At 74.4% G+C, this 25,618-nt stretch carries 21 protein-coding genes; 20 read left to right on the forward strand and 1 reads right to left on the reverse strand.

The window, feature by feature from the left end:
• Positions 1 to 23 precede the first annotated feature (23 nt).
• Positions 24 to 1,271, reverse strand: a complete 1,248-nt coding sequence (locus CP977_RS26200; RefSeq protein ID WP_152370905.1) for an SLC13 family permease — start codon at positions 1,269 to 1,271, stop codon at positions 24 to 26.
• 293 nt (positions 1,272 to 1,564) lie between these two features.
• On the opposite strand from CP977_RS26200, the gene CP977_RS26205 reads away from it, so the two are divergent.
• From CP977_RS26205 to CP977_RS26300, 20 genes are all read left to right on the forward strand, one after another.
• Complete coding sequence (locus tag CP977_RS26205; RefSeq protein ID WP_229991683.1) at positions 1,565 to 3,874, forward strand: collagenase; 2,310 nt, start codon at positions 1,565 to 1,567, stop codon at positions 3,872 to 3,874.
• 113 nt (positions 3,875 to 3,987) lie between these two features.
• Positions 3,988 to 5,166, forward strand: a complete 1,179-nt coding sequence (locus CP977_RS26210) for an NAD(P)/FAD-dependent oxidoreductase (protein ID WP_062751796.1) — start codon at positions 3,988 to 3,990, stop codon at positions 5,164 to 5,166.
• The gene (locus CP977_RS26215) at positions 5,163 to 5,483 is read left to right on the forward strand and encodes a (2Fe-2S)-binding protein (RefSeq protein ID WP_062751795.1); all 321 of its coding nucleotides are present in this window, start codon (positions 5,163 to 5,165) and stop codon (positions 5,481 to 5,483) included. The genes CP977_RS26210 and CP977_RS26215 overlap by 4 nt, the downstream gene beginning before the upstream one ends.
• Positions 5,464 to 6,942 (forward strand): FAD/NAD(P)-dependent oxidoreductase, encoded by a 1,479-nt coding sequence (locus CP977_RS26220; protein ID WP_152370907.1) that lies wholly within the window; start codon positions 5,464 to 5,466, stop codon positions 6,940 to 6,942. Before CP977_RS26215 ends, CP977_RS26220 begins: the two co-directional genes overlap by 20 nt.
• 83 nt (positions 6,943 to 7,025) lie before the next feature.
• Positions 7,026 to 7,940 (forward strand): dihydrodipicolinate synthase family protein, encoded by a 915-nt coding sequence (locus CP977_RS26225; RefSeq protein ID WP_152370908.1) that lies wholly within the window; start codon positions 7,026 to 7,028, stop codon positions 7,938 to 7,940.
• 45 nt (positions 7,941 to 7,985) lie between these two features.
• Positions 7,986 to 8,990, forward strand: coding sequence for a proline racemase family protein (locus CP977_RS26230; protein ID WP_109184201.1), 1,005 nt, complete (start codon positions 7,986 to 7,988; stop codon positions 8,988 to 8,990).
• 80 nt (positions 8,991 to 9,070) lie between these two features.
• The gene (locus CP977_RS26235; protein ID WP_062751791.1) at positions 9,071 to 9,757 is read left to right on the forward strand and encodes a GntR family transcriptional regulator; all 687 of its coding nucleotides are present in this window, start codon (positions 9,071 to 9,073) and stop codon (positions 9,755 to 9,757) included.
• Between the two features lie 143 nt (positions 9,758 to 9,900).
• A complete protein-coding gene (locus CP977_RS26240) occupies positions 9,901 to 11,127 on the forward strand; it encodes an aminotransferase-like domain-containing protein (protein WP_183953360.1) in 1,227 nt (408 codons plus the stop codon).
• A gap of 148 nt (positions 11,128 to 11,275) precedes the next feature.
• On the forward strand, positions 11,276 to 11,707 hold the full coding sequence (locus tag CP977_RS26245) for a cell division protein SepF (protein ID WP_062751790.1): 432 nt from the start codon (positions 11,276 to 11,278) through the stop codon (positions 11,705 to 11,707).
• A gap of 55 nt (positions 11,708 to 11,762) precedes the next feature.
• Positions 11,763 to 13,178: a hypothetical protein gene (locus tag CP977_RS26250; RefSeq protein WP_062751789.1), complete on the forward strand. Its 1,416-nt coding sequence runs from the start codon at positions 11,763 to 11,765 to the stop codon at positions 13,176 to 13,178.
• Positions 13,175 to 13,585 carry a nucleotide pyrophosphohydrolase gene (locus CP977_RS26255; protein ID WP_372460728.1) on the forward strand — a complete coding sequence of 137 codons (411 nt, stop codon included), beginning with the start codon at positions 13,175 to 13,177 and terminating at the stop codon, positions 13,583 to 13,585. Before CP977_RS26250 ends, CP977_RS26255 begins: the two co-directional genes overlap by 4 nt.
• A gap of 181 nt (positions 13,586 to 13,766) precedes the next feature.
• Complete coding sequence (locus CP977_RS26260; RefSeq protein ID WP_183953363.1) at positions 13,767 to 14,258, forward strand: DUF6099 family protein; 492 nt, start codon at positions 13,767 to 13,769, stop codon at positions 14,256 to 14,258.
• Between the two features lie 121 nt (positions 14,259 to 14,379).
• Entirely contained in the window at positions 14,380 to 15,303 is a 924-nt protein-coding gene (locus tag CP977_RS26265; RefSeq protein WP_152370909.1) for an LLM class F420-dependent oxidoreductase, read from the forward strand.
• A gap of 17 nt (positions 15,304 to 15,320) precedes the next feature.
• Entirely contained in the window at positions 15,321 to 16,235 is a 915-nt protein-coding gene (mmuM, locus tag CP977_RS26270; protein ID WP_152370910.1) for a homocysteine S-methyltransferase, read from the forward strand.
• Between the two features lie 143 nt (positions 16,236 to 16,378).
• Positions 16,379 to 17,869: a 3' terminal RNA ribose 2'-O-methyltransferase Hen1 gene (locus CP977_RS26275; RefSeq protein WP_152370911.1), complete on the forward strand. Its 1,491-nt coding sequence runs from the start codon at positions 16,379 to 16,381 to the stop codon at positions 17,867 to 17,869.
• The gene (locus CP977_RS26280) at positions 17,866 to 20,433 is read left to right on the forward strand and encodes a polynucleotide kinase-phosphatase (protein WP_062751780.1); all 2,568 of its coding nucleotides are present in this window, start codon (positions 17,866 to 17,868) and stop codon (positions 20,431 to 20,433) included. The genes CP977_RS26275 and CP977_RS26280 overlap by 4 nt, the downstream gene beginning before the upstream one ends.
• A gap of 294 nt (positions 20,434 to 20,727) precedes the next feature.
• Positions 20,728 to 21,393, forward strand: a complete 666-nt coding sequence (locus tag CP977_RS26285; protein ID WP_183953359.1) for a nucleotidyl cyclase domain-containing protein — start codon at positions 20,728 to 20,730, stop codon at positions 21,391 to 21,393.
• Between the two features lie 219 nt (positions 21,394 to 21,612).
• Entirely contained in the window at positions 21,613 to 22,845 is a 1,233-nt protein-coding gene (locus CP977_RS26290; protein WP_062751776.1) for an arginine deiminase, read from the forward strand.
• A gap of 141 nt (positions 22,846 to 22,986) precedes the next feature.
• Positions 22,987 to 24,027 carry an ornithine carbamoyltransferase gene (gene argF, locus CP977_RS26295; RefSeq protein WP_109184206.1) on the forward strand — a complete coding sequence of 347 codons (1,041 nt, stop codon included), beginning with the start codon at positions 22,987 to 22,989 and terminating at the stop codon, positions 24,025 to 24,027.
• Positions 24,028 to 24,148: 121 nt separating this feature from the next.
• A complete protein-coding gene (locus CP977_RS26300; protein WP_152370912.1) occupies positions 24,149 to 25,552 on the forward strand; it encodes an amino acid permease in 1,404 nt (467 codons plus the stop codon).
• The last annotated feature ends 66 nt before the right edge of the window (positions 25,553 to 25,618 follow it).

Genomic DNA, 25,618 nt, shown 5'->3' on the forward strand with positions numbered 1-25,618 from the left:
TTCCCGGGCCCGTGGGGAACCGGTCACGGGCCCAGGACCAGCAGCGAGAGCCACAGGGCCGCCGTCGAGGCGACCAGGGCGGCGGGGACGGTGAGCAGGCCGAGGCGGGTGAACTCCCCGAGGTCCACGGGATGGCGGTGGTGGTGGGCGATGCGGCGCCAGAGGAGGGTGGCGAGGGAGCCCGCGTACGTGAGGTTGGGGCCGATGTTCACGCCGATCAGGACGGCGAGCACCGCGCCGGGCCCTGACCCGGCCGCCAGCGGCACCAGGGCCAGGGTCGCGGGCAGGTTGTTGATGAGGTTGGCGAGGACGGCGGCGAGCGCGGCGGCGCCGAGCAGGGCCGGTAGCGAGGTGCCGTCGGGCAGGAGGTGGGCGAGGATGGTGCCGAGGCCGTTGTCGACGACGGCGCGGACGACGACGCCCAGGGCCAGGACGAACGCGAGGAAGGGCAGCGAGGCCGAGCGGACGAGGGCGCGCGGGGTGGTGTGACGGCGCGCCAGGGCCCGTACGGCGAGGACGGCGGCGCCCGCCGCGGCCGCCCAGGCCGGGTCCGCGCCGGTGGCCGAGGCGACGGCGAAGCCGGCGAGGGTCGCGGCCACGGTGGCCAGGGCGAAGAGCGGGAGTTCGACGGGCTCCGGCGGCTCGGCGGCCTCGGCGGGGGTGGCGAGGTCGCGGGCGAAGAAGCGGCGGAAGACCGCGTACTCGACCGCGACGGCGGTGAGCCAGGGGAGCAGCATCAGGAGCGCGAACCGGGTGAAGCCGAGGCCGGTGGCGGTGAAGGCGAGCAGGTTGGTCAGGTTCGAGACGGGCAGCAGCAGCGAGGCCGTGTTCGACAGGTGGGCGCTCGCGTAGACGTGGGGTTTGGGGCGGGCGCCCATCCGGGCGGCCGTCGCGAAGACCACCGGGGTCAGCAGGACGACCGTCGCGTCCAGGCTCAGTACGGCGGTGATCAGCGAGGCGAGGCCGAAGACGGCGCCGAGCAGCCGCTGGGGCCGGCGGCGGGACCAGCGGGCCATCCAGGCGCCGCAGGCGTGGAAGAGGCCTTCGTCGTCGCAGAGTTTGGCGAGGACGAGGACGGCCGCGAGGAAGCCGATCACCGGCCCGAGCCGCTCGGCCTCCTCGCGCACGGCGTCGGGCGTGACCGCCCCCACCGCGAGGACGGCACCGGCGGCGGGCAGCGCGAAGACCGCCTCGGGCAGGCGGAAGGGACGGGCGACGGCGCAGAAGAGCACCACGGCCAGGGCGAGCACGGACACGAACGAGACGAGCATGTGCCCGATCATCCGGGGTGGCGGGGGGCGCGGCGGCGCGAGGGTCCGACGGGCCCCGCCGGGTCGCGGGAGGCGCCGGGGCCGTCCGGCCCCGCCGGCCGGCTCCTCGGCGCCCGCGCCGGCCTGCGGCGGGGGAGGAATCTCGCCCGGTTTCCGCCCACCTCTTGTCAGTGCAATTTCACATTACTATGGTACTGCTCGCACCGCAGTTACCCTCGACGTCAACTCAGCGATCAGGCAAGCGAGTTGACTGGGAACCACCCCCACATCCCCCTCCCGACACAGGAGTTCCGGTGTCCCAGCACAGATCCGTGCGCACCACCCTGCTCGCCGCCGTACTGGCGGCCGGCCTGCTCGTACCGCTCGGGCAGACCGTCAGTCAGGCCGCGACCGCGGGAAGCGCGCCGCCCGCCGCCGAGGCGCGTCCCCACCCGTACGACGAGGTCGACCGCCTCGCCGTCGCGCCCCCGGCCGCCGCCGCCCCCGCACCCGCCCCCGGTGGCGCAGCCGCCGGCCGGACACCCGGGCCCGCCGAGACCGGCGCCGTACCGCGCAAGGCCGAACGGCGGGCCGCCGCCGCGCCCTGCACCCTCGACGGGGTCACCGGCCTGGCCCCCGAGCGGTTCGCCGACTTCCTCGCCGACCCCGCCGTGACCGCCGAGGACTGTCTGCGCGACCTCATATGGACCTGGGACACCCGGCTCGCCCCGGTCATGTCCGACGCCCACGTCCAGGCCGTCGCCCGGCGCGCCTCCTCGCTCGCCGCGAGCCACGACGGACGCAACTCCACCCACCTGGAGGAGATGTTCACCTACCTCCACGCGGTGGCCTACCACGACTTCTCGCGCGACGAGATCGACACCACCGACGCCCCGACCGTCGACGCCGTGCGCCGCGCCGTCGCCGACTACGGCACGGCCGCCCGCACCTTCGACGCCACCCCGGCCAACGCCGCCACCCTCCGCGAAGCCCTCTACGCGGCCAGCGCGCCCGGCCTGCGCCAGCACCAACTCGCCCTGATACCCAAGGTCCTGGCGACCATGGGCGCCGACCGCACCGCGACCCGCCTCGACCCGGCCTGGGCGAACGCCGCGCTCGCCGCCCTCTCCGTCAACTACCTCGGCGTCTACCCGGGCAACCGGGACGCCGCCTTCCACGCGGCCGTCGCCGCCGACCCCGCGTACCGCGCCGCCTTCAAGGCCTTCTCCGGCCACGGACACCTCAAGGGGACCGCCAACGCCTGGGTCGCCCGCGACGCGCTGAGCGAGTACGGCCGCTTCGGCCAGGTCGACGGCCTGCGCACGGGCGTCGTCGCCGACCTCGGCGCCCTGCTCGGCCCCGTCGAGACCACCTTCGGCACCGCGAGCGCGCAGTGGGCCTCGCTCGCCTCCTGGCTCAACTTCTACGACGCCTGCGCCCCCTACGGGGTCTGCAAGGAGGACATCGAGCGCCGGATCTTCCCGTACACCTACACGTACGACAACGGGGCCATCAAGGTCCGCACCGGCCTCCCGCGCACGACCGTCGACACGCTCTACTACGCCAGCAAGCGGGTCAAGGCGCAGTTCCACCGGGTCCTCGGCACCCAGGAGCCCCTGGCCGGCGACCCCAACACCACCCTGAACATCGTCCTGTACGCCTCGCGCGCCGACTACGAGCAGTACCACCCCATCCTGACCGGGATGGACACCAACAACGGCGGCATCTACATCGAGCGCGGCGCCACCTTCTACACCTACGAGCGGCGCGTCCCGCAGGACTCCACGCTCACCCTCGAAGAGCTCTTCCGGCACGAGTACACGCACTACCTGAACGGCCGGTTCGCGGTGCCCGGCTTCTTCGGCGAGGGCCCCTGGTACCAGAACGACCGCACCACCGCCATGGACGAGGGAACGGCCGAGTTCTTCGCCGGCGCCACCCGCGACAACGGCGTCGCCGTCCGCAAGTCGCTCGTCAGCAGCGTCATCTCCGACACGGCCGGCGGCGGACCGCGCATGACGGTGCGCCAGATCCTCAACGCCACGTACGACGGCGACGGATTCCGCTTCTACTCCTACGCCGGCACCCTCTTCGAGTACCTCTGGACCGAGAAGCCGTCCCTGCTGCGCGAGATGTACGGACACCTGCGCGGCAACAACGTCTCCGCGTACGACGCCTGGCGCGCGCGGCTCGGCTCCGACACGGCGCTCCAGCGCGGCTACGACGCCTTCCTCGACGCCCGGATCGCCGAGGTGGACCGCCTGTACGTGCCGGTCACCACGTTCACGCCCAACGACCGGCTGCGGGACTCCCGGGTCTCCGACGTCGCCGCCTCCTTCGCCGCCGCGACCTCCAACACCCCCGTCTGCGCGGAGACCGGCGCGCCCGGCGGACGCCGCTTCACCTGCACCGGCCGCATCACGGCCAACCTCGCGAACGCGGCCAGCGCGGACCAGGTCTTCAAGGACATGTCCGAGACCGTCGACTACTTCCTCCTCGACCGGGCGGGCGCGGCCTCGAACAACCTGGCCGACATGAACTGCTCCTTCGGTCCCGTCGACATCTGGACCGGCGGACGCGCGGGAACCTCCGGCTACAGCTGCGAGGGACCGCTGCGCGGCTGAGCCGCGCGCACCGGGCCCGGAGGGCGCGCGGTCGGGCGAACCCCGACCCCCGACGCCCTCCGGGCCCGGCCCCGGTCCTGTTCCTCCTCAAGGGAAGGTGGCACCTTACTTCCGTGTCCAAGAGCCAGAGCCCGGACGCCGTGATCATCGGCGCGGGCGTCGTCGGAGCCGCCTGCGCGTACTACGCCGGCCGCGCGGGACTCTCCGTCGCCGTCGTCGACCGGGGCCCCGTCGCGGGCGGCACCACCGGCGCCGGCGAGGGCAACCTCCTCGTCTCCGACAAGGAACCCGGACCCGAACTCGACCTCGCCCTGCTCTCCGTACGCCTCTGGCGCGACCTCGCCGTACTCCTCCCGCCCGACGTCGAGTACGAGGCCAAGGGCGGCCTCGTCGTGGCGTCCGACCCGACCTCCCTCAAGGCCCTGCGCGCCTTCGCGGAGGGACAGCGGGCGGCCGGCGTCGAGACCGCCGAGGTCCCCGGCGACGGGCTGCGTTCCCTCGAACCGCACCTCGCCGCCGGACTCGCGGGCGGCTTCCACTACCCGCAGGACTCCCAGGTCCAGCCCGCCCGCGCGGCGGCCCGCCTCCTCGCCGCCTCCGGCGCCGCCGTCCACCTCGGCGAGGAGGTCACCGGCATCCTCCGCACCCCCTCCGGCGCGGTGCGCGGAGTCCGCACGGCCCGCCGCGACCTCACTGCCCCCGCCGTCGTCAACGCGGCCGGGACCTGGGGCGGCGCGGTCGCCGCCCTCGCCGGTACGGAGCTTCCGGTACGGCCCCGGCGCGGCTTCGTGCTCGTGACCGAACCCCTCCCCAGGGTCGTACGGCACAAGGTGTACGCCGCCGACTACATCGCGGACGTGGCCAGCGGCTCGGCCGCGCTCCAGTCCTCGGCCGTCGTGGAGGGCACCCCCGCCGGGCCCGTGCTCATCGGCGCCACCCGCGAGCGCGTCGGCTTCGACCGCTCCCTGTCCACCGAGGCCCTGCGCCGGCTCGCCGCCCAGGCCGCCGCGCTCTTCCCGGTCCTCGCGGACGTGCGGGTGCTGCGCGCCTACCACGGCTTCCGCCCCTACCTGCCGGACCACCTGCCGGCGATCGGGCCCGACCCGCGCGTCCCCGGGCTGCTGCACGCCTGCGGCCACGAGGGCGCGGGCATCGGCCTCGCCCCGGCCACGGGGCTCCTGATCGCCGCCGCGCTCACCGGCGGCGCGGGGGAGGGCGTGGACCCGGCGCCCTTCCGGCCCGAACGGTTCGACGACACACCCGGCCCCGGACGACGGGAGAACACCCCATGAGACGACGCCGCACCCCGCGCGCCCTGGTCGGCGGCCGGGCCGAGGCCGCCTTCACCGTCACGTTCGACGGACGCCCGATCCCCGCGCTCGACGGCCAGTCCGTCGCCGCCGTCCTGTGGAGCGCGGGCATCCTGACCTGGCGCACCACCAGGAACGCCGGGGCGCCGCGCGGGGTCTTCTGCGGCATGGGCAGCTGCTTCGACTGCCTCGTCACGGTCAACGGGCGCCCCAACCGGCGCGCCTGCCTCACCCCGGCCCGCCCCGGCGACGCCGTCACGACCCAGGAGGGAACGGGCCGTGCCGACCTCGCCGTCTGAGCCGCCCGTGCCCGTCAGGGCCGCAGGACCGGGGTCGTACGACTCCGACCTCGCCGTCGTCGGTGCCGGGCCCGCCGGGCTCGCCGCCGCCGTGGAGGCGGCCCGGCGCGGACTCCGGGTGGTCCTGGTCGACGCCGGTGACCGGCCCGGCGGCCAGTACCACCGGCACCCCGCGCCCGGCCTCGGCGCCCGGCGGCCCGGGGCGCTCCACCACGACTGGCGCGAGTTCACCCGCCGTACGGCCGCCCTGGACGGCCTCGTCCGGGCGGGCCGGGTCGTCCACCTGCCCGGACACCACGTCTGGACGATGGTCCCCGAGGGCACCGGCCGGCGGCTGCACGCCGTGGCGGCCGGTGACGACGGCGACGCCGCCGCGACCGTCCGGGCCCGCGCGGTGCTCCTGGCCACCGGCTCCCACGAGCGCCAACTCCCCTTCCCCGGCTGGACGCTGCCGGGCGTGGCGGGCGCCGGGGGAGCGCAGGCGATGCTCAAGGGCGGGCTCGTCCTGCCCGGCCGCCGGGTCGTCGTGGCCGGCAGCGGCCCCCTGCTCCTGGCCGTCGCCGGCTCCCTCGCGGCGGCGGGCGCCCACGTCCCCGCCGTGGTCGAAGCCGGCACGTACCTCGGCTACTCCGGCTTCGCCCCGGCGCTCCTCCGCAACCCCGCCAAGCTCGCCGAAGGCGCTCTCCACGGAGGCGCGTTGCTGCGGCACGGCGCCAGGCTCCTCACCCGGCACGCGGTCGTCGCGGCCCACGGCTCCGCGCGCGTCGAGGCGGTGACCGTGTCGCGGCTCGGCCCCGACTGGCGCCCCCTGCCGGGCACCGGCCGCCGGATCCCCTGCGACGCGCTGGCCGTCGGCCACGGCCTCGTACCGCAGCTGGAACTCGCCACGGCCCTCGGCTGCGCGACCCGCACGGCCGCCGACGGGACGGCCGCCCTCGTCCTCGACGCCGAGCAGGCGACCTCGGTCCCCGGCGTCTGGGCCGCCGGGGAGACGGGCGGCATCGGCGGCGCCCGACTCGCGGTCGTGGAGGGGACGCTGGCGGCCGTCTCCGTCGCCCGCGCCCTCCTCGGCGGCGGGGCTCCGGGGCCGCGCGAGGCCGCGCTCCGGCGCCGCCGCGACCGGCTGCGCGCGTTCGCGGAGGCGATGGGCGCCGTGCACCGGCCCGGACCCGGCTGGACCGGGTGGCTGCGGCCGGACACCGAGGTCTGCCGCTGCGAGGAGGTGCCGGTCGCCCGCGTGACGGAGGCCGTCGACGCCCTGGGCGCGCGGGACGCCCGTACGGTCAAGCTGCTCACCCGCGCCGGCATGGGCTGGTGCCAGGGCCGGATGTGCGGCCCCGCCGTGGTCGCCCTCGCCGGGCACGCCTCCGGGGAAGGGACGGTCCCGGACCGGCGCCCGCTCTCCTGCCCCGTACCGCTCCGGCACCTGGCGGAGCTTCCGGAACCGTCCGCCGACTGAACGTCAGGAGCGGGCGGGCGCGGGCCTCTCGTGGGCCGCGCGCCCATCAATAAAATGTCACACACCACACAAGGGAGTCCTTCATGGCCCACGAACAAGCCCCCGTGCACCGCGACCGCCCCTGGCGCGGAATCATGGTCGCCACCGCCCTCCCCTTCCGCGCCGACGGCTCCGTCGACCACGACGCCTACGCGCGCCACGTGGCCCGGCTGATCGCCGAGGGCTGCGACGGAGTCGTCCCGAACGGCTCCCTCGGCGAGTACCAGACGCTCACCGACGCCGAACGCGCCCGCGTCGTACGGACCGCCGTCGAGGCCGCCGGGGACGGCGCCCGCGTCATGCCGGGCGTCTCCGCGTACGGCGGCGCCGAGGCCCGCCGCTGGGCCGAGCAGGCCGCCGAGGCCGGCGCCGGCTCCGTCCTGCTCCTGCCGCCCAACGCCTACCGGGCCGACGAGGCGGCCGTACGCGACCACTTCGCCGCCGTCGCCGCCGTCGGCCTGCCCGTCGTCGCCTACAACAACCCCCTCGACACCAAGGTCGACCTCACCCCGGCCCTCCTCGCCCGGCTCCACGCCGACGGCAGCGTCGTCGCCGTCAAGGAGTTCAGCGGGGACGTCCGCCGCGCCTACGAGATCGCCGAACTCGCCCCCGGGCTCGACCTGCTGGTCGGCGCCGACGACGTCCTCCTCGAACTCGCCCTCGCCGGCGCGGTCGGCTGGGTCGCCGGCTACCCCAACGCCCTCCCGCGCACCTGCGCCGCCCTCTACCGGGCCGCCGTCGCGGGCGACCTCGACACCGCCCTTCCGCTCTACCGGTCCCTCCACCCGCTCCTCCGCTGGGACTCGAAGACCGAGTTCGTCCAGGCGATCAAGCTCTCCATGGACCTCGCCGGACACCACGGCGGCATCACCCGGCCGCCCCGGCTCCCGCTCGCGCCCGAGCAGGAGGCCGCCGTGCGGGCCGCCACGGAGAAGGCCCTCGCGGGGGGCCACGCGTAACTCCGTACACCTGCTCTCCCTCAAGGCACCGACAGAAGGGGACCCATGCGCACCCGCCACGTCTACCACGCGGTGGACTCCCACACCGAAGGCATGCCCACCCGGGTGATCACCGGCGGCCTCGGGGTGATCCCCGGCGCCACGATGGCCGAGCGGCGGCTCCACTTCGCCGAGCACCTCGACCACGTCCGCACCCTCCTCATGTACGAGCCGCGCGGCCACGCCGCGATGAGCGGCGCGGTCCTCCAGCCGCCCACCCGCCCCGACGCCGACTACGGCGTCCTCTACATCGAGGTCTCCGGACTCCTCCCGATGTGCGGCCACGGCACCATCGGGGTCGCCACGGTCCTCGTCGAGACGGGCATGGTGCCGGTCGTCGAACCGGTCACCACCGTCCGCCTCGACACCCCGGCGGGGCTCGTGAGCGTCGACGTACGGGTCGAGGACGGCGCCGCGAAGGCGGTCACCCTCACCAACGTGCCCTCCTACTGCGTCGGCCTCGACCTCAAGGCCGACGTGCCCGGGTACGGCACCGTCACCTACGACCTCGCCTACGGTGGCAACTTCTACGCCTTCGTGGACCTCGACGCCCTGGGGCTGCCCTTCGACCGCGCCCGCAAGGACGACCTCCTCGCCGCCGGACTCGCCGTCATGGCCGCGATCGACGCCGGGCCCGACCGGCCCGTCCACCCGGAGAACCCCGCCATCGCCGGGGTCAAACACGTCTACCTGGCCGCGCCCGGCTCCGACGCCACCCGCTCGCGCCACGCCATGGCCATCCACCCCGGCTGGTTCGACCGCTCCCCGTGCGGCACCGGCACCAGCGCCCGCATGGCCCAGCTGCACGCCCGGGGACTCCTCGCCCCGGGCGCCGACTTCGTCAACGAGTCCTTCATCGGAACCGAGTTCACCGGCCGGATCGTCGGAGAGACCACCGTGGGCGGCCGGCCCGCCGTCGTCCCCACCGTCACCGGCCGGGCCTGGATCACCGGCACGGCCCAGTACTTCCTCGACCCCGACGACCCGTTCCCCGCGGGCTTCCTGCTCTGAAATCCTTCGGTGACGGTCGGACCGGACGGCGAAACGTGACATTGTACGATGCCCCTCCGTGACTTCTCGGAGGACGCACGATGGGTGACCTGAAGCAGTACGGCCTCGTCAGGGCGCAGGAACGGCTCCGCGACCAGGTCGGGCACGCCCTCCGCGCGGCCCTGATCGCCGGGGAACTGCGCCCCGGCCAGGTCTACTCGGCCCCCGGCCTCGCGGCCGACCTCGGCGTCTCCGCGACCCCGGTCCGCGAGGCCATGCTCGACCTGGCCCGGGAGGGCCTGGTCGAGCCCGTCCGCAACAAGGGCTTCCGCATCACCGAGGTCAGCGAGCGCGACCTCGACCAGTACACCGAACTGCGCACCCTCATCGAGGTCCCCACCGTCGGCCGGGTCACGCGCACGGCCTCGCGGGAGCAGCTGGAGGAACTCCGGCCGGTCGCCGAGGAGATCGTCGCCCGCGCCCGAGCCCACGACCTCATCGGCTACCTGGAGGCGGACCGCCGCTTCCACCTCGCCCTGCTCGGCCTCTCCGGCAACGAGCGGCTCGTGGAGACCGTCGGCGACCTGCGCAAGCGCTCCCGCCTCTACGGTCTGACGGGCCTGGACGAGGCCGGTCTGCTCGTCTCCTCCGCCGAGGAGCACGTCGAACTCCTCGACCTCATGATCGCCGGGAACGCGCGCGGCGCCGAGGCCTGCATGCGCCGCCACCTCGGCCACGTCCGCTCCCTGTGGGCCGAGGGCCGCGACGAGCCGGTGGGACACCGGTAGCCCCACGGAGCCACCCCGCGAAACCGGTCTCGAAACCGGTCCCGGGACCGGCTTCCGGACCGCCCCGGAGCGCGTCAACTCGGCCGATCGCGGCGGGAATCCCACGATCTGGACACCGCCCCGCACGTCTCTATGCTGACAGCATGCTTCCCGCCGACTCCACACCCGCGCACGCCGGTCCCCCCGCCCCCTCCGCGCCCGTGCCGGCCGTCGCCTCCCGCCTGGCGAACGTCGGCTCGTCGCCGGTACGGGACATCCTGGCGCTCACGGCACGGCCCGAGATGATCTCCTTCGCCGGCGGCCTGCCCGCCCCCGAGCTGTTCGACGTCGCCGGGATGCGGACCGCGTACGACCGGGTCCTCGCGGAGAACCCCCGGCAGGCCCTCCAGTACTCGACCACCGAGGGCGACCCGGAGCTGCGCGCCGCCGTCGCCGACCGGCTCACCGCGCGCGGACTGCCCACGGGGGCCGACGACCTGCTCGTCACCACCGGCTCGCAGCAGGCCCTCACGCTCCTCGCCACCGCCCTCCTCGAACCGGGCGCCGTGGTCCTCGTGGAGGACCCCTGCTACCTCGCCGCCCTCCAGACCTTCGCCTTCGCCGGGGCCCGCGTCGTCCCCGTGCCCACCGACGACCAGGGCCTCGTCCCGGAGGCCCTGGAGGAGATCGCGGCCCGCGAGAACCCGACCCTCCTCTACGTCGTCCCCACCTTCCAGAACCCCACGGGCCGCACCCTCCCCGCCGAGCGCCGCACCGCCGTCGCCGAGGCCGCGGCCCGCCACGGCTTCTGGATCGTCGAGGACGACCCGTACGGCGAACTGCGCTACGAGGGCGAGCCCGTTCCCTGGATAGCCGCCGCCCCCGCGGCGGCCGACCGCACCGTCCTGCTCGGCTCCTTCTCCAAGGTGATGGCCCCCGGCCTGCGGCTCGGACACCTGCGCGCCCCCGCCGGCCTCCGCCGCTCCTGCGTCATCGCCAAGCAGGCCGCCGACCTGCACACCTCGACCATCGACCAGGCGGCGGCCGCGCGGTACCTGCGCGACAGCGACCTCGACGCGCACGTGGCGGTGATCCGCGCCGCCTACCGGGAGCGCAGGGACGCCCTGCTCGAAGGCCTGCCGGCCGTGCTGCCCGAGGGCAGCCGGTGGAACAGGCCGGAGGGCGGCATGTTCGTCTGGGCGACCCTGCCCGAGGGGCACGACGCCACGGCCCTCCTGAGGACCGCCGTCGGACACGAGGTGGCGTACGTGCCGGGAGCGCCGTTCTTCTGCGGCGAACCGGACCCGGCCGCCATGCGGTTGTCGTTCACGACGCACTCGCCCGACGAGATCGGGGAAGGCCTCCGCAGACTCGCCAAGAGCTTCGTCTGACACGAACCGGTGATACGGGATCGGGGGACGGGCCCGGCGGGGGAGAGAGTGGGCCGACCGGGTGAGCTTCCGGACCGTCCGCCCGCCGCACCGCCGTCACGCCGTGTCGTTGTTGGGCCGAACGGGTGAGTAGCGGGAGGATGGACCCATGAGTAGGTACGAGAGGTACGACGTCACCGACGAGCAGTGGGAGGGCCTCGCGCAGGTCGTGCCCCTGCGCGGCCGTGACGAATGGCCGTCCAGGGTCGACCACCGCACGATCCCCGAGCAGTACGAGTCCGCCGAGCAGCGCCGCATGGTCGTGCTCCGCGTGCAGGTCTTCGCCGACGCCCGCGAGGTCGCCGAGTACCTCATCGCCCAGATCCCGGTGCTCCTCGATCTGACCGGCGCCGACACCGAGGTCGCCAAGCGGATCCTCGACTTCAGCAGCGGCGTCGTCTTCGGGCTCGGCAGCGGGATGCACCGCGTCGACCGGAACGTCTTCCTCCTCGCCCCGGCGGGCACGGAGGTCGAGGGCGCGGAGGGCGCGGACGAGGAGGAGGTCGTGGGAGGCCGGACCGCCGGCGTCCCCCGATCGTAGGAAGGTCCGCCCGACGTAACGGTTCGTCGGGGAAAGGGCTGCGTACGGTCCGGGCATGGACCTCACCGGCGGCTCCGCGCCCGCCCGCACGTCGAAGAACCGCCCCTCCGACCTCGTACCCGATCCCGACGCCGTCACCCCTTCCGGTTCCGGTTCCCCTTCCCTTCCCGTTTCCGGTGGCGCCGGTCCCTCCAGCGCCGCGCCTTCTCCCGGGCCCCGCGTCCCGGAGGCCCGTACCTCCGCCGCTTCCCGTTCCGGGGCGGGCGCTTCCCTTCCGCGCACCTCCCGGTCCCGTGCCTCCGTCCCCGAGGCACGGGGCCCGGTCGTGCCGGAGGCTCCGGACGCGCGGCCCGACGCCCGGCCCACCGTCACCGAACTGCGCCTCTCCGCGTTCGCCGGACACCGCTCCGCCGCGCACGCGCTCGGCCCCGTGACCCTCTTCACCGGGCCCAGCGGCAGCGGCAAGACCACCACCCTGCGGGCGTACGAGGCACTGGCCCGGCTCGGCGCGGGCGATCCGCTCGACGAGGTGTTCCCGGACGCCGCCGACCTCGTCCCCGAGCGCGCCCGGCCCGACGCGCAGGGCCGGCGCGGGTTCCGCATCGGCTGCACCGTCGACGGACCGTGCGGCCCCGTCCGCCTCGACCTCGCCGTACAGGCCGAACCCCGGCTCCGCATCGTCGGCGAACGGCTCACCGCCCGGGACCGCACCCTGCTCGCCACCGCCCTCCGCGACCCCGGGCGCAGCACCGTCCAGGCCGAGTGGCACACGGCGGGCGCCACCCCCGTGACCAGGGCCCCGCTCCCCGACGACCTGCTCGGTACGGCCCTGCTGCCGCTGCGGGTCGCCGGCAGGACCCCCGGGCAGCTGGAGGTCCTGGCCGCCGCCGAGCAGGTGGTCGTCGGGCTGCGGTCCGCCTTCGCCTGCGACCCCCGGCCCGAACGGATGCGGGCCCCCGTGCCGCCGGGCGAGGGGCGGCTGCGGCGCGACTGCGCCAACCTCGCCGAGGTCCTGCACCGCACCCACAACGACTGCCCGCGCCGCCACCACCGCCTGGCGGCCGTGGCGGGAGCGGGCTGCGCGGGGACCGTCACGGGCCTCGGGGTGCGGGAGCTGCGCGAGGGCACCGTCCGGGCGGTGCTCGAACGGGCCGGCCGGACGGCGACCCCGCTCGGCCGCCTCGGCGACGGCGAACTGCGCTACCTGGCGCTCGCGCTCACCCTGCTCACGGGCCCCGGGGTCCTGGAGATGGACCGCGTCGCCGAGGTGCCCGACGCCATGCAGGGCCTGACGCTGCTCGCCGACGGCCTCGACCGGGGCCTCGACCGGCGCCAGTCGGCCGAACTGCTGCGGCTCGCCGTGGAGATCGCCGGGGACGGGCACATCCGGGTGGCGGGCTCGGTGGGCGACCGGACGGCGGCGGAGGCGCGCCGGACGCCCGGGGTGACGGTGGTAGACCTGGGCGCGTGACGCACGAAGAGACGACGCGCGAAGAGACGACGGACGACGGTGTGACGGACGACGGTGTGGCGGGGCTCCGGCGCAGGCTGGTCGCGTTCGCGGCCGCCCGTGACTGGCAGCCCTACCACACGCCCAAGAACCTGGCGGCGGCCCTCAGCGTGGAGGCGGCCGAACTCCTGGAGATCTTCCAGTGGTTGACCCCCGAGCAGGCCGAGCGCGTGATGGAGGACCCGGAGTCGGCCCACCGGGTCGCCGACGAGGTGGCGGACGTGTTCGCCTACCTCCTCCAGTTCTGCGAGGCGCTCGGGATCGATCCGCTGGCGGCGCTCGCGGCCAAGATCGACCGCAACGAGCTCCGGTTCCCCGCCACACGGCGGGACGGAGGGGACGAGAGGGGAGGGAAGCGCGGGGAGTGAGGTGAAGAAGCGGCGAGAAAAGGCCCACGAACGAAGATCGTCACTCTTCGGAGTGATCGACTTTTCCCCATCAGGCCTCCTGTCCACAGATTTCCGAATTCCCCTGGTGTTTGGGCTCAGGTCGCCTCACTCTGGGTAATGACTGAGTGGGCGGCAAGTCGTAGGAACGGGGGCGGTGTTGATGGAAGCGGAGCGACTGATCGCGCTCGGCCGGCACGCGCTGGCGGAGAGCGGGACGGCACAGGACGTCGTGGCGGAGGCCTGGCAGACCCAGGCCCTCGCCCAGGCCGTGGGGAGCCGTCTCGCGCTCTGCGGGCCGCAGGAGCTGCGCGGCGAGGCGCGGGGACTGAGCGAGCTCGGGGAGTATCCGGCGGTGTGGGGCCCCGGAGGGCCGCGCGCGGCCCGGCTGACCGAGGTCGCGGACCCCCACCGGGCGCTGACCGCGCTGGGGGAGCTGCTGGGCGAAGTGGGGATCGCGCTGGTGGGCGTGGCCTGCGCCACCGACGAGGAGGGGTTGTACTGGCAGTGCATCGAGGCGATCGACGCCACCGACGAGTCGGGCGACCGGGTGCGCGGGCTGTTACGGCGTCTCGCCGTCCGCGACGGCGAGCGGGCCCGCCCGCCCGACCCCGCCCGGGACCGCGCGACCCCGCGACGGGAGCCGTCGTGCTGACGCCCCCGATCCGACCGGTCTTCCCGGAGCGCCGGGCGCGGGTCCGGCGGACGCGGCCGGGGCGGGCGGCCCGGGTGTCGGCCGGGAGGTTGACCCGCACCCGACGGTGCAGGATGGAGGCATGGATCTTCGCATCTTCACCGAGCCCCAGCAGGGGGCCGACTACGACACCCTCCTCATCGTGGCCCGTGCCACCGAGGAGCTCGGATTCGACGCCTTCTTCCGCTCCGACCACTACCTCAGCATGGGGTCCGCCGACGGCCTGCCCGGCCCGACGGACGCCTGGATCACCCTGGCCGGCCTGGCCCGGGAGACGAAGAGGATCCGTCTCGGCACGCTGATGACGGCCGGCACCTTCCGGCTCCCCGGGGTCCTCGCCATCCAGGTCGCCCAGGTGGACCGGATGTCCGGCGGCCGGGTCGAACTGGGCCTGGGCGCGGGCTGGTTCGAGGAGGAGCACAAGGCCTACGGCATTCCCTTCCCGAAGGAGAAGTTCGGCCGCCTCGAAGAGCAGCTGGCGATCGTCACCGGACTGTGGGAGACCGAGGTCGGCAAGACGTTCACCCACGAGGGGGAGTTCTACCGGCTCACCGACTCCCCGGCGCTGCCCAAGCCCCTCCAGGACAAGATCCCGGTCCTGATCGGCGGCCACGGCGCGACCCGCACGCCGAGGCTCGCCGCGCGGTACGCGGACGAGTTCAACATCCCGTTCGCCTCCCTGGAGGACAGCGAGAAGCAGTTCGGCCGGGTGCGGGCCGCCGCCGAGGCCATCGGCCGGTCGGCCGACGACCTGGTGTACTCCAACGCGCTGGTCGTCTGCGTCGGCCGGGACGACGCCGAGGTGGCCCGCCGGGCCGCCGCCATCGGACGGGACGTGGACGAGCTCAAGGCCAACGGCCTGGCCGGCTCGCCCGCCGAGGTCGTCGACAAGCTCGGACGGTACGCGGCCATCGGCTCCTCCCGGGTCTACCTCCAGGTCCTGGACCTGCACGACCTGGACCACCTGGAGCTGATCTCCGCCCAGGTCCAGTCCCAGCTGGACTGAGCGGGAGGTGCGACCCGATGCGACCGGCCCGCACGCTCGCCGACGCCCTCCGGGCGCAGGTCCTCGTCCTCGACGGCGGGCTCTCCCACCAGCTGGAGGCACAGGGCTGCGACCTCTCGGACGCGCTCTGGTCCGCCCGGCTCCTCGCCGACGGACCCGAGCGGATCGAGGAGGCGCACACGGCGTACGTACGGGCCGGGGCACGGGTCCTCATCACCTCCGGGTACCAGGCCACCTTCGAGGGCTTCGCCCGGCGGGGCCTGGACCGGAAGGAGGCGGCGCGGCTGCTCGCCCGGAGCGTGGAGCTCGCGCGGTCGGCGGCGGACGGCGCGGCGGAGGAGGTCTGGGTCGCCGCGTCCGTCGGGCCGTACGGCGCGATGCTGGCGGACGGCAGCGAGTACCGGGGCCGGTACGGGCTCTCCGTGCGGGAGCTCGAAGCGTTCCACCGGCCCAGGATCGAGGTGTTCGCGGCGGCCGGGCCCGACGTCCTGGCCCTGGAGACGGTGCCGGACGCGGCGGAGGCGGAGGCGCTGCTGCGGGCGGCCGAGGGGTGCGGGGTGCCCGTGTGGCTGTCGTACACGGTCGAGGGCGGGCGGACCCGGGCCGGACAGGACCTGGCGGAGGCGTTCGCGGTCGCCGCCGGGAACGAGCAGGTGGTGGCGGTCGGGATCAACTGCTGCGATCCCGCCGACGCGGGACCTGCCGTGGAGACGGCCGTCGCCGTGACCGGGAAACCGGCCGTGGTCTACCCCAACAGCGGGGAGCACTGGGACGCCCGGGCGCGGGACTGGCGCGGCGGGTCCGCCTTCGACCCGGGGCGGGCCGCCGCCTGGGTCCGCTCCGGCGCCCGGCTCGTCGGCGGCTGCTGCCGGGTCGGCCCGGACGCGATCACCGCCCTGGCCGAGACCTTGGCCGCCGATGGCAGGGACTGAGCCGGGGGCTTCCGGCGCGTCCGGTTCACGCGCCCGGCCCGTGTGCCCGGCTTGCGTGACCGGTCCGCACGCCCGGCCCGCGCGTCCGGGCCGTGCGGAAAATGCCTGGTGGGGCCGGTGCGGGCGGCACCATACTCGAAGACGTGTTCCTGACGATCAGTACGACCGGCACCCCGGAGCGACCCGCGACCGACCTCGGATTCCTGCTGCACAAGCATCCCGAGCGGGCGCAGTCGTTCTCGACCTCGCACGGCACCGCGCACGTCCTCTATCCCGAGGCGAGCGCCGAGCGGTGCACGGCGGCGCTCCTCCTGGAGGTGGACCCCGTGGCGCTCGTGCGCCGCGGCAAGGGCAAGGGCCGGGGCGGCGCCCCGGACCCCGCGCTCGCGCAGTACGTGAACGACCGGCCCTACGCCGCGTCCTCGCTGCTCGCCGTCGCGCTCGCCAAGGTCTTCAAGACCGCGCTGCACGGCGACTGCAAGGCGATGCCCGAGCGGGCCGCCGCGCCGCTGCCGCTGCGGATCGAGGTCCCCGCGCTCCCCGCCCGGGGCGGCGCCGCGCTGGTGCGCGCGCTGTTCGGCCCGCTGGGCTGGTCCGTGGTGGCGGCCGAACCGGTCGCGCTGGACGCCGAGTTCCCCGAGTGGGGCGACTCGCGGTACGTGCGGCTCGTCCTGGAGGGCGAGCTGCGGCTCGCGGACGCCCTCAACCACCTGTACGTCCTGCTGCCCGTCCTCGACGACGCCAAGCACTACTGGGTCGCGCCCGACGAGGTCGACAAGCTGCTGCGCGCCGGTGACGGCTGGCTCGCCGGACACCCCGAGCGGAAGCTGATCACCGAGCGCTACCTCTCCCGCCGTCGGGGCCTGGCCCGGGAGGCGACGGAACGGCTCGAACTGGTCCGGCTCGCCGAGGCCGAGGGCCTGGACGTCGAGGACGTCGACAACGCCGTGGACGAGACCACCGACACCGAGGAACGCCCGGTGCCGCTCGCCCAGCAGCGGCGGGACGCGATCCTGTCCGCGCTGGCGGAGGCCGGGGCGGCGCGCGTACTCGACCTGGGCTGCGGACAGGGCCAGCTGGTGCAGGCCCTGCTCAAGGACCCGCGCTTCACCGAGGTCGTCGGCGTCGACGTGTCCGTCCGCGCCCTGACCGTCGCCGCGCGCCGGCTGCGGCTCGACCGCATGGGGGAGCGGCAGGCCGCCCGCGTGAAACTGGTCCAGGGCTCCCTCGCGTACACCGACAAGCGGCTGTCCGGCTACGACGCGGCCGTGCTCAGCGAGGTGATCGAGCACCTGGACCTGCCGAGGCTGCCGGCCCTGGAGTACGCGGTGTTCGGCTCGGCCCGGCCCCGCACGGTCCTCGTGACCACGCCGAACGTCGAGTACAACGTGCGCTGGGAGACCCTGCCCGCCGGGCGCGTCCGGCACAGCGACCACCGCTTCGAGTGGACCCGCGAGGAGTTCCGGAGCTGGGCGGCCCGGGTGGCGGGGGAGTACGGGTACGAGACCGGGTTCGTCCCCGTCGGCCCCGACGACCCCGAGGTCGGCCCGCCCACCCAGATGGCCGTCTTCACCCGCACCACCACCGGAAACGACGAGAACACCGACAAGAACGAGAAGGAGGGGCAGGCATGACCACCGTCATCGAGGGCACCACCGACACCACCACCGGCCGCCGGACCCTGCCCGTCACCGACCTCTCCCTCGTCGTGCTCGTCGGCGCCACCGGCTCCGGCAAGTCCACCTTCGCCCGGCGCCACTTCAAGCCGACCGAGGTCGTCTCCTCCGACTTCTGCCGGGGGCTCGTCGCCGACGACGAGAACGACCAGTCCGCCAGCCGGGACGCCTTCGACGTCCTCCACTACATCGCCGGCAAGCGCCTGGCCGCCGGCCGGCTCACCGTGGTCGACGCCACCAACGTGCAGCAGGAGGCCCGGCGCCAACTCGTGCAGCTGGCCAGGACGTACGACGTGCTGCCGATCGCGATCGTCCTCGACCTGCCCGAGCAGGTGTGCCGCGAGCGCAACGCGGCCCGCCCCGACCGGGCCGACATGCCCGCGCACGTCATCCAGCGCCACCGCCGCGAGCTGCGGCGCTCCCTGCGCGGCCTGGAGCGCGAGGGCTTCCGCAAGGTCCACGTGCTGCGCTCCGTCGAGGAGGTCGAGGCCGCCGAGGTCGTCCGGGAGCGCCGCTTCAACGACCTGCGCCACCTCACCGGCCCCTTCGACATCGTCGGCGACGTCCACGGATGCAGCTCCGAGCTGGAGACCCTGCTCGGCAGGCTCGGCTACGTCGACGGCCGCCACCCCGAGGGGCGCACGGCCGTCTTCGTCGGCGACCTGGTCGACCGGGGGCCCGACTCCCCGGGCGTCCTGCGCCGCGTGATGTCCATGGTGGCCTCCGGCGACGCCCTGTGCGTCCCCGGCAACCACGAGAACAAGCTCGGCCGCTGGCTGAAGGGCCGCAAGGTCCAGCGGACCCACGGACTCGCCGAGACCATCGAGCAGCTGGAGGGCGAGAGCGCGGAGTTCCGGGCCGAGGTGGAGAAGTTCATCGACGGGCTCGTCAGCCACTACGTCCTCGACGGCGGCGACCTCGTCGTCTGCCACGCCGGACTGCCGGAGAAGTACCACGGCCGCACCTCCGGCCGGGTGCGCTCGCACGCGCTGTACGGGGACACCACCGGCGAGACCGACGAGTTCGGGCTGCCCGTGCGCTACCCGTGGGCGGAGGAGTACCGGGGCCGGGCCACCGTCGTCTACGGGCACACCCCCGTGCCGAACACCTCCTGGATCAACAACACCCTCTGCCTCGACACCGGAGCCGTCTTCGGCGGGAGGATGACCGCGCTGCGCTGGCCCGAGCGCGAACTGGTCGACGTGCCGGCCGAGCGGGTCTGGTACGAGCCGGCCCGGCCGCTCGCGACCGACGCGCCCGGCGGGCACCAGGGACGCCCCCTGGACCTGGCCGACGTGCACGGGCGGCGGACCGTCGAGACCCGGCACCACGGCAACGTCGCCGTGCGCGAGGAGAACGCGGCGGCGGCCCTGGAGGTCATGAGCCGGTTCGCGGTCGATCCGCGCCTGCTCGCCCACCTGCCGCCGACGATGGCGCCGACCGCCACCTCCAAGGAGGACGGCTACCTGGAGCACCCGGCCGAGGCCTTCGCCCAGTACCGGACCGACGGCGTCGAACGGGTCGTGTGCGAGGAGAAGCACATGGGCTCCCGGGCCGTGGCCCTGGTCTGCCGGGACGCCGACGCGGCCCGCGAGCGCTTCGGCGCCGACGGGGTGACGGGCGCCCTGCACACCCGTACCGGACGCCCCTTCTTCGACGACCCCGCCGTCACCGAGGAGGTCCTCGCACGGCTGCGGGCGGCGATCGGCGCCGCCGGGCTCTGGGAGGAACTCGACACGGACTGGCTGCTGCTCGACGGCGAGCTGATGCCGTGGTCGCTCAAGTCGGCCGGTCTGCTCCGCGCCCAGTACGCGGCGGTCGGCGCCGCCTCGGGCGCCGTGCTGCCCGGCGCGGTCGACGCCCTGCGACGGGCGGTGGAGCGCGGGGTCGAAGGGCTCGACGGACTGCTCGACCGGCAGCGGGAGCGGACGGCGGACGCGGAGGCCTTCACGGCCGCCTACCGTCGTTACTGCTGGCCGACCGAGGGCCTGGAGGGGGTGCGGTTCGCGCCCTTCCAGCTCCTGGCGGCGCGCGGGCGCTCGCTCGCGGCCGTGCCGCACGACGAACAGCTCGCGTGGCTCGACCGGCTCGTGGAGCACGACCCCACCGGGCTGCTCCAGGTCACCCGCCGGCTCGTCGTGGACACGGGCGACGAGGCCTCGGTCCGCGCCGGCACCGACTGGTGGCTGGAGCTGACCGGCGCGGGCGGCGAGGGCATGGTCGTCAAGCCGCTCGCCGCGCTCGTCCGCGACGCCAAGGGCCGGCTCGTCCAGCCGGGCGTGAAGGTCCGGGGCCGGGAGTACCTGCGGATCATCTACGGCCCCGAGTACACCCGCCCGGAGAACCTGGAGCGGCTGCGGCAGCGCTTCCTCGGCCACAAGCGGTCCCTCGCCCTGCGCGAGTACGCGCTCGGCCTGGAGGCGCTCGACCGGCTCGCGGACGGCGAACCGCTCTGGCGGGTCCACGAGGCCGTCTTCGCGGTCCTCGCCCTGGAATCGGAGCCGGTGGACCCGAGGCTCTGACCCGAAGCTCCGGGCCGGGCCTCCGACCCGGGCCCCGACCTCGCGGGCCCGGCGACGCACGGGGTCCGGGGCGGCGACGTACAGCCTCCGGGACAGGGGGCGCACGGGCCCGCGACAGGGGCGCAGGGGTGCCGGAAACGGCGCTCCCCTGCGCCCCCCGTGCTCGTTGACGCGTTTCTTCCGCACCCCCTAGCGTTCATCACCCCGTCACGTGACGGAACGTCAATCCCCTTGTTCGAAAAGGCGGACGACGTGCCCCTCCGGCCGGTGGCGGGGCATCGCGAGGGAGTCCGAGTGAGCAGTGCGGGAGCGAACGGGGCGGCGGACGGAGTCGTGGGCGGGATCCACCGGTTCGTCGTCTTCGGCGGCGTCTGCGGCTCCGGGTGCCCGGACGCGGCCGGGAGGGAACCGCACCGCGCGGCGCTGTACGCCGCCTTCGACGAGGCGTACGGCTCCGTCGGCGTCGAACCCGGCACGTACCACCAGGAGGACCGGGGCGACGGCGTCCTCGCCGCGCTGCGCCCCGGTACGCCGCCGTCCCTCATGGTCGGACGGTGGATCGACACCCTCCACGAGAGCCTGCGCGCCCACAACACGGGCCGCGACCGGCGGCTGCGGCTGCGGATCGGCATGGACGCCGGGCCCGTCGCCCGGGGCGGCCGGGGGGAGGGGCACGGGCTCGTCGGGCGCGCGGTCGACCGCGCCACCCGGCTCTGCGACAGCGCCCCGGCCCGGCGGATCATGGCGGAGGCGCCCGACGTCGACCTCCTCGTCGTCGTCTCCGACTGGCTGTACGGGAACGTGGTCGCCGAGGGCGGGCGGTACGTGGAACCGGCCCACTACCGGCCGGCCCGCGTCCGGTCCGGGGCGGCCGACGGGACCGACGGGACCGCCTGGTTCCACGTGCCGCGCAGGACCGCGCCGCCACTGCCGGAGCCGTACGGCAGACCGGTGGGCTGACGGCGGGGGCCACGGACCGGCGTCGGGCCGTCGCGGGGGGGACGGCCCGACGCCCCGGACCGGGGAGGAAGCCGTACCGCCGCACGCGCCGTCGCCGTACCGCGCCGCACGCGTCGGCCACGGCCGCACCCGCCGCACCGCGCCCACCGTGACCGCACCCGCGCCCCCTCCCGTGCCGAAACACGGGCCGCGCGGGTCCCCCTCCGTCAGGATGGACCCATGGGATTCCATGTCGATTCCGAGACCGGGCGGCTGCGCCGCGTCATCCTCCACCGCCCCGATCTGGAGCTGAAGCGGCTCACCCCGACCAACAAGGACGCCCTCCTCTTCGACGACGTCCTCTGGGTGCGGCGGGCCCGGCAGGAGCACGACGGCTTCGCCGACGTGCTGCGCGACCGGGGGGTGGAGGTGCACCTCTTCGCGGACCTCCTGAGCGAGTCGCTCAAGGTGCCGGCCGCCCGCGCGCTCGTCCTGGACCGGGTCTTCGACGAGAAGGAGTACGGTCCGCTCGCCGCCGACCACCTCCGGGCGGCCTTCGACTCGCTCGACGCCGTCGCGCTCGGCGAGGTGCTCGTCGGCGGGATGACGAAGCGGGAGTTCCTGGCGGCGCACCGGGAGCCGACCTCGGTCCGCTTCCACGCCCTCGACCTGGACGACTTCCTCCTCGGCCCGCTGCCCAACCACCTCTTCACCCGGGACACCTCGGCCTGGATCTACGACGGCGTCTCCATCAACGCCATGCGCTGGCCGGCCCGGCAGCGCGAGACGGTCCACTTCGAGGCGATCTACAAGCACCACCCGCTCTTCACCGGGCCCGAGGCGGGCCCCTTCCACCACTGGTCGGAGGGGCAGGCGGACTACCCGTCGACGATCGAGGGCGGCGACGTCCTGGTCATCGGCAACGGCGCCGTGCTCATCGGGATGAGCGAGCGCACCACCCCGCAGGCGGTGGAGATGCTGGCCCGGGGCATGTTCGCGGCCGGTTCGGCGCGCACGATCGTCGCGCTCGACATGCCGAAGCGGCGCGCGTTCATGCACCTGGACACGGTGATGACGATGGTGGACCAGGACACGTTCACCCAGTACGCGGGGCTCGGCATGCTCCGCTCGTACACGATCGAGCCCGGGGACGAGGGGCAGCCGCTGCGGGTGACCGACCACCCGCCGGAGCGGATGCACGACGCGATCGCGTCGGCCCTGGGGCTGCCGGAGATCCGGGTCCTCACCGCCACCCAGGACGTGCACGCGGCCGAGCGCGAGCAGTGGGACGACGGGTGCAACGTGCTCGCCGTGGAGCCGGGGGTGGTCGTCGCGTACGAGCGGAACGCCACCACCAACACGCACCTGCGCAAGCAGGGCATCGAGGTGATCGAGATCCCCGGCAGCGAGCTGGGCCGGGGGAGGGGCGGCCCGCGCTGCATGAGCTGTCCGGTGGAGCGGGACGCCGTCTGAGGGGCGCGGGGGACCACCGGGCGGCCCGGCCTCCGTACGGGAGGGGGCTGTATATAAATGTTGAAGTGCGTATAGACTTCCAGGGTCCCCGATCGTCGTCCCCGATCGCCGTCCCCGACCGTACCCACAGGAGCGCGACCCATGGCCACAGACCTCATCGGCCGCCACTTCCTCAAGGAGCTGGACTTCACCGCCGAGGAGTTCCGCGGTCTGGTCGCGCTCGCCGCCGAGCTCAAGGCCGCCAAGAAGGCGGGCGCGGAGGTGCGGCGGCTGCGCGGCCGGAACATCGCCCTGATCTTCGAGAAGACCTCGACCCGCACCCGCTGCGCCTTCGAGGTCGCCGCCGCGGACCAGGGCGCCTCCACGACCTACCTGGACCCCTCGGGCTCCCAGATGGGCCACAAGGAGTCCGTCAAGGACACGGCCCGCGTCCTCGGCCGGATGTTCGACGGCATCGAGTACCGGGGGGACAGCCAGGCCGCCGTCGAGGAGCTGGCCGCCTTCGCGGGCGTGCCCGTCTTCAACGGCCTCACCGACGACTGGCACCCCACGCAGATGCTCGCCGACGTGCTCACCGTGACCGAGCACACGGACAAGCCGCTGGACGCGGTCTCCTTCGCCTATCTCGGCGACGCCCGCTTCAACATGGGCAACTCCTACCTGGTCACCGGCGCCCTGCTCGGCATGGACGTCCGGATCGTCGCCCCGAAGACGTACTGGCCGGCCGAGGAGGTCGTCGAGCGGGCCCGCGAGCTCGCCGAGAAGAGCGGCGCCGTCGTCACCCTCACCGAGGACGTGGCCGAGGGGGTCCGGGGCGCCGACTTCGTGGCCACCGACGTGTGGGTCTCCATGGGCGAGCCCAAGGAGGTCTGGGACGAGCGGATCGCCGCCCTCGCCCCGTACTCCGTGACCATGGACGTGCTGCGCGCCACCGGGAACCCGGACGTCCGGTTCCTGCACTGCCTGCCCGCCTTCCACGACCTGGGCACCGCCGTCGGCCGCGACATCCACGCCCGGCACGGCCTGACCGAGCTGGAGGTCTCCGACGAGGTCTTCGAGTCGGCGCACTCGGTCGTCTTCGACCAGGCCGAGAACCGGATGCACACCATCAAGGCGGTCCTGGTCGCCACGATCGCCGGGACCGGAACGGGTGTCGGTACCGGGGTCGAGGCCGGGTCATAGCATTGCGCCCGATTGGGTGAATATGCACGGTGCGGTTTACGATCGCACGGTTCAGGGGGGTCCGGGCGGGTAAGCCCGGACCCCCCTCACGTGTGTCCGCACCAGAAACGAGAACCCCCGCATGCCCCCGTCCGCCCCGCGGATCAAGACGCCGCAGCAGCTCATCGCCGAGTCCGGCGCCGACCTCGAAGGCCACGGCCTCAAGCGCACCATGGGCCTCTTCCAGCTCATCTGCTTCGGCGTCGGCGCGATCGTGGGCACCGGCATCTTCGTCGGCCTCTCCGACAGCGTCGCCGAGGCCGGCCCCGCGGTCGTGGTCTCCTTCGTCCTCGCCGCGATCACCTGCGTCTTCACCGCCTTCTCCTTCGCGGAGCTGGGCAGCGCGATCCCGGTCTCCGGCTCCTCGTACTCCTTCGCCTACGCGAGCCTCGGCGAGCGCGCCGCCTTCCTCGTCGGCTGGTGCCTGCTCCTGGAGTACGGCGTGTCCGTCTCCGCCGTCGCGGTCGGCTGGAGCCAGTACCTCAACGAGCTCCTGGAGAGCCTGACCGGCTGGCAGCTGCCCGCCGCGCTCTCCGCCGGGCCCGGCGAGGGCGGCGTGGTCAACCTGCCCGCCGTGGTCGTGATCCTGCTCGCCGCCACCCTGCTCGTGCGCGGGGTCCGCGAGAGCGCCCGGGCGACCGCCGCCATGGCCGTCCTCAAGATCGGCATCCTGGTCGTCTTCTGCGCCATCGGCTTCTCCGCCTTCCAGGACGGGCACCTCTCGCCGTTCACGGGCAGCGGCGCCGCCGGCATCACCGCCGGCGCCTCCGTGGCCTTCTTCTCGTACATCGGCTTCGACGCGATCACCACGGCCGGCGAGGAGGTGAAGAACCCGCGCCGCAACATCCCGATCGCCATCCTCGTCTGCATCGGGATCGTCACCCTGCTCTACTGCGCGGTCGCCCTCTCCGCGATCGGGGCGATCGGCGCCGACGCCGTCGCGAACAGCCCGGCCGCCCTCTCGGTCGTCGTGGACGAGGTCACCGGCTCGTCGGTCGGCGGCGGGATCGTCGCCTTCGGCGCGGTCGTCGCCATCGCCTCCGTCGTCCTCGCGGTGATGTACGGCCAGACCCGCATCCTGATGTCGATGTCCCGCGACGGGCTCGTCCCCCGGGTCTTCGAGCGGGTCTCCCCGAAGACCTCGACCCCCGTCGCCAACACCTGGATCGTCGCCGCCGTCTTCGCGGTGCCGGCCGCCTTCGCCCCGCTCGACGTGGTGGTCGACCTGACCACCATCGGCACCCTGGCCGTCATGGCGGTCGTCAACCTCGCGGTGATGGTGCTGCGCCGCCGCGCCCCCGAGCTGCCGCGCTCCTTCCGGGTGCCGCTCTTCCCGCTGAGCCCGGTGCTCGGCATCGGCTTCTGCCTGTACCTGATCTGGGGCACGGGCTGGACGACCTGGCTCCAGTTCGCGGTCTTCCTGGTGGCGGGCGCACTGCTGTACGCGGTCTACGGCCGCCGCAACTCGCGGCTCGCCGCGCGGTAGGGGCACCACCGGGCGACCTCCTATCGCGTACTCGTGACGACAGTCACATTACGGTGATACGCTCCG

Source organism: Streptomyces cinereoruber, from assembly GCF_009299385.1.
GTDB lineage: Bacteria > Actinomycetota > Actinomycetes > Streptomycetales > Streptomycetaceae > Streptomyces > Streptomyces bikiniensis.

Excerpts from the sequence above, each read along its gene's own strand:
- CP977_RS26240 (WP_183953360.1), top strand. The coding sequence starts at position 9,901 with ATGCTTCCCGCCGACTCCACACCCGCGCACGCCGGTCCCCCCGCCCCC.
- CP977_RS26200 (WP_152370905.1), bottom strand. The coding sequence starts at position 1,271 with ATGCTCGTCTCGTTCGTGTCCGTGCTCGCCCTGGCCGTGGTGCTCTTC.
- CP977_RS26235 (WP_062751791.1), top strand. The coding sequence starts at position 9,071 with ATGGGTGACCTGAAGCAGTACGGCCTCGTCAGGGCGCAGGAACGGCTC.
- CP977_RS26230 (WP_109184201.1), top strand. The coding sequence starts at position 7,986 with ATGCGCACCCGCCACGTCTACCACGCGGTGGACTCCCACACCGAAGGC.
- mmuM (WP_152370910.1), top strand. The coding sequence starts at position 15,321 with ATGCGACCGGCCCGCACGCTCGCCGACGCCCTCCGGGCGCAGGTCCTC.
- CP977_RS26245 (WP_062751790.1), top strand. The coding sequence starts at position 11,276 with ATGAGTAGGTACGAGAGGTACGACGTCACCGACGAGCAGTGGGAGGGC.
- CP977_RS26225 (WP_152370908.1), top strand. The coding sequence starts at position 7,026 with ATGGCCCACGAACAAGCCCCCGTGCACCGCGACCGCCCCTGGCGCGGA.
- CP977_RS26250 (WP_062751789.1), top strand. The coding sequence starts at position 11,763 with ATGGACCTCACCGGCGGCTCCGCGCCCGCCCGCACGTCGAAGAACCGC.
- CP977_RS26260 (WP_183953363.1), top strand. The coding sequence starts at position 13,767 with ATGGAAGCGGAGCGACTGATCGCGCTCGGCCGGCACGCGCTGGCGGAG.
- argF (WP_109184206.1), top strand. The coding sequence starts at position 22,987 with ATGGCCACAGACCTCATCGGCCGCCACTTCCTCAAGGAGCTGGACTTC.
- CP977_RS26215 (WP_062751795.1), top strand. The coding sequence starts at position 5,163 with ATGAGACGACGCCGCACCCCGCGCGCCCTGGTCGGCGGCCGGGCCGAG.
- CP977_RS26265 (WP_152370909.1), top strand. The coding sequence starts at position 14,380 with ATGGATCTTCGCATCTTCACCGAGCCCCAGCAGGGGGCCGACTACGAC.
- CP977_RS26300 (WP_152370912.1), top strand. The coding sequence starts at position 24,149 with ATGCCCCCGTCCGCCCCGCGGATCAAGACGCCGCAGCAGCTCATCGCC.
- CP977_RS26290 (WP_062751776.1), top strand. The coding sequence starts at position 21,613 with ATGGGATTCCATGTCGATTCCGAGACCGGGCGGCTGCGCCGCGTCATC.
- CP977_RS26280 (WP_062751780.1), top strand. The coding sequence starts at position 17,866 with ATGACCACCGTCATCGAGGGCACCACCGACACCACCACCGGCCGCCGG.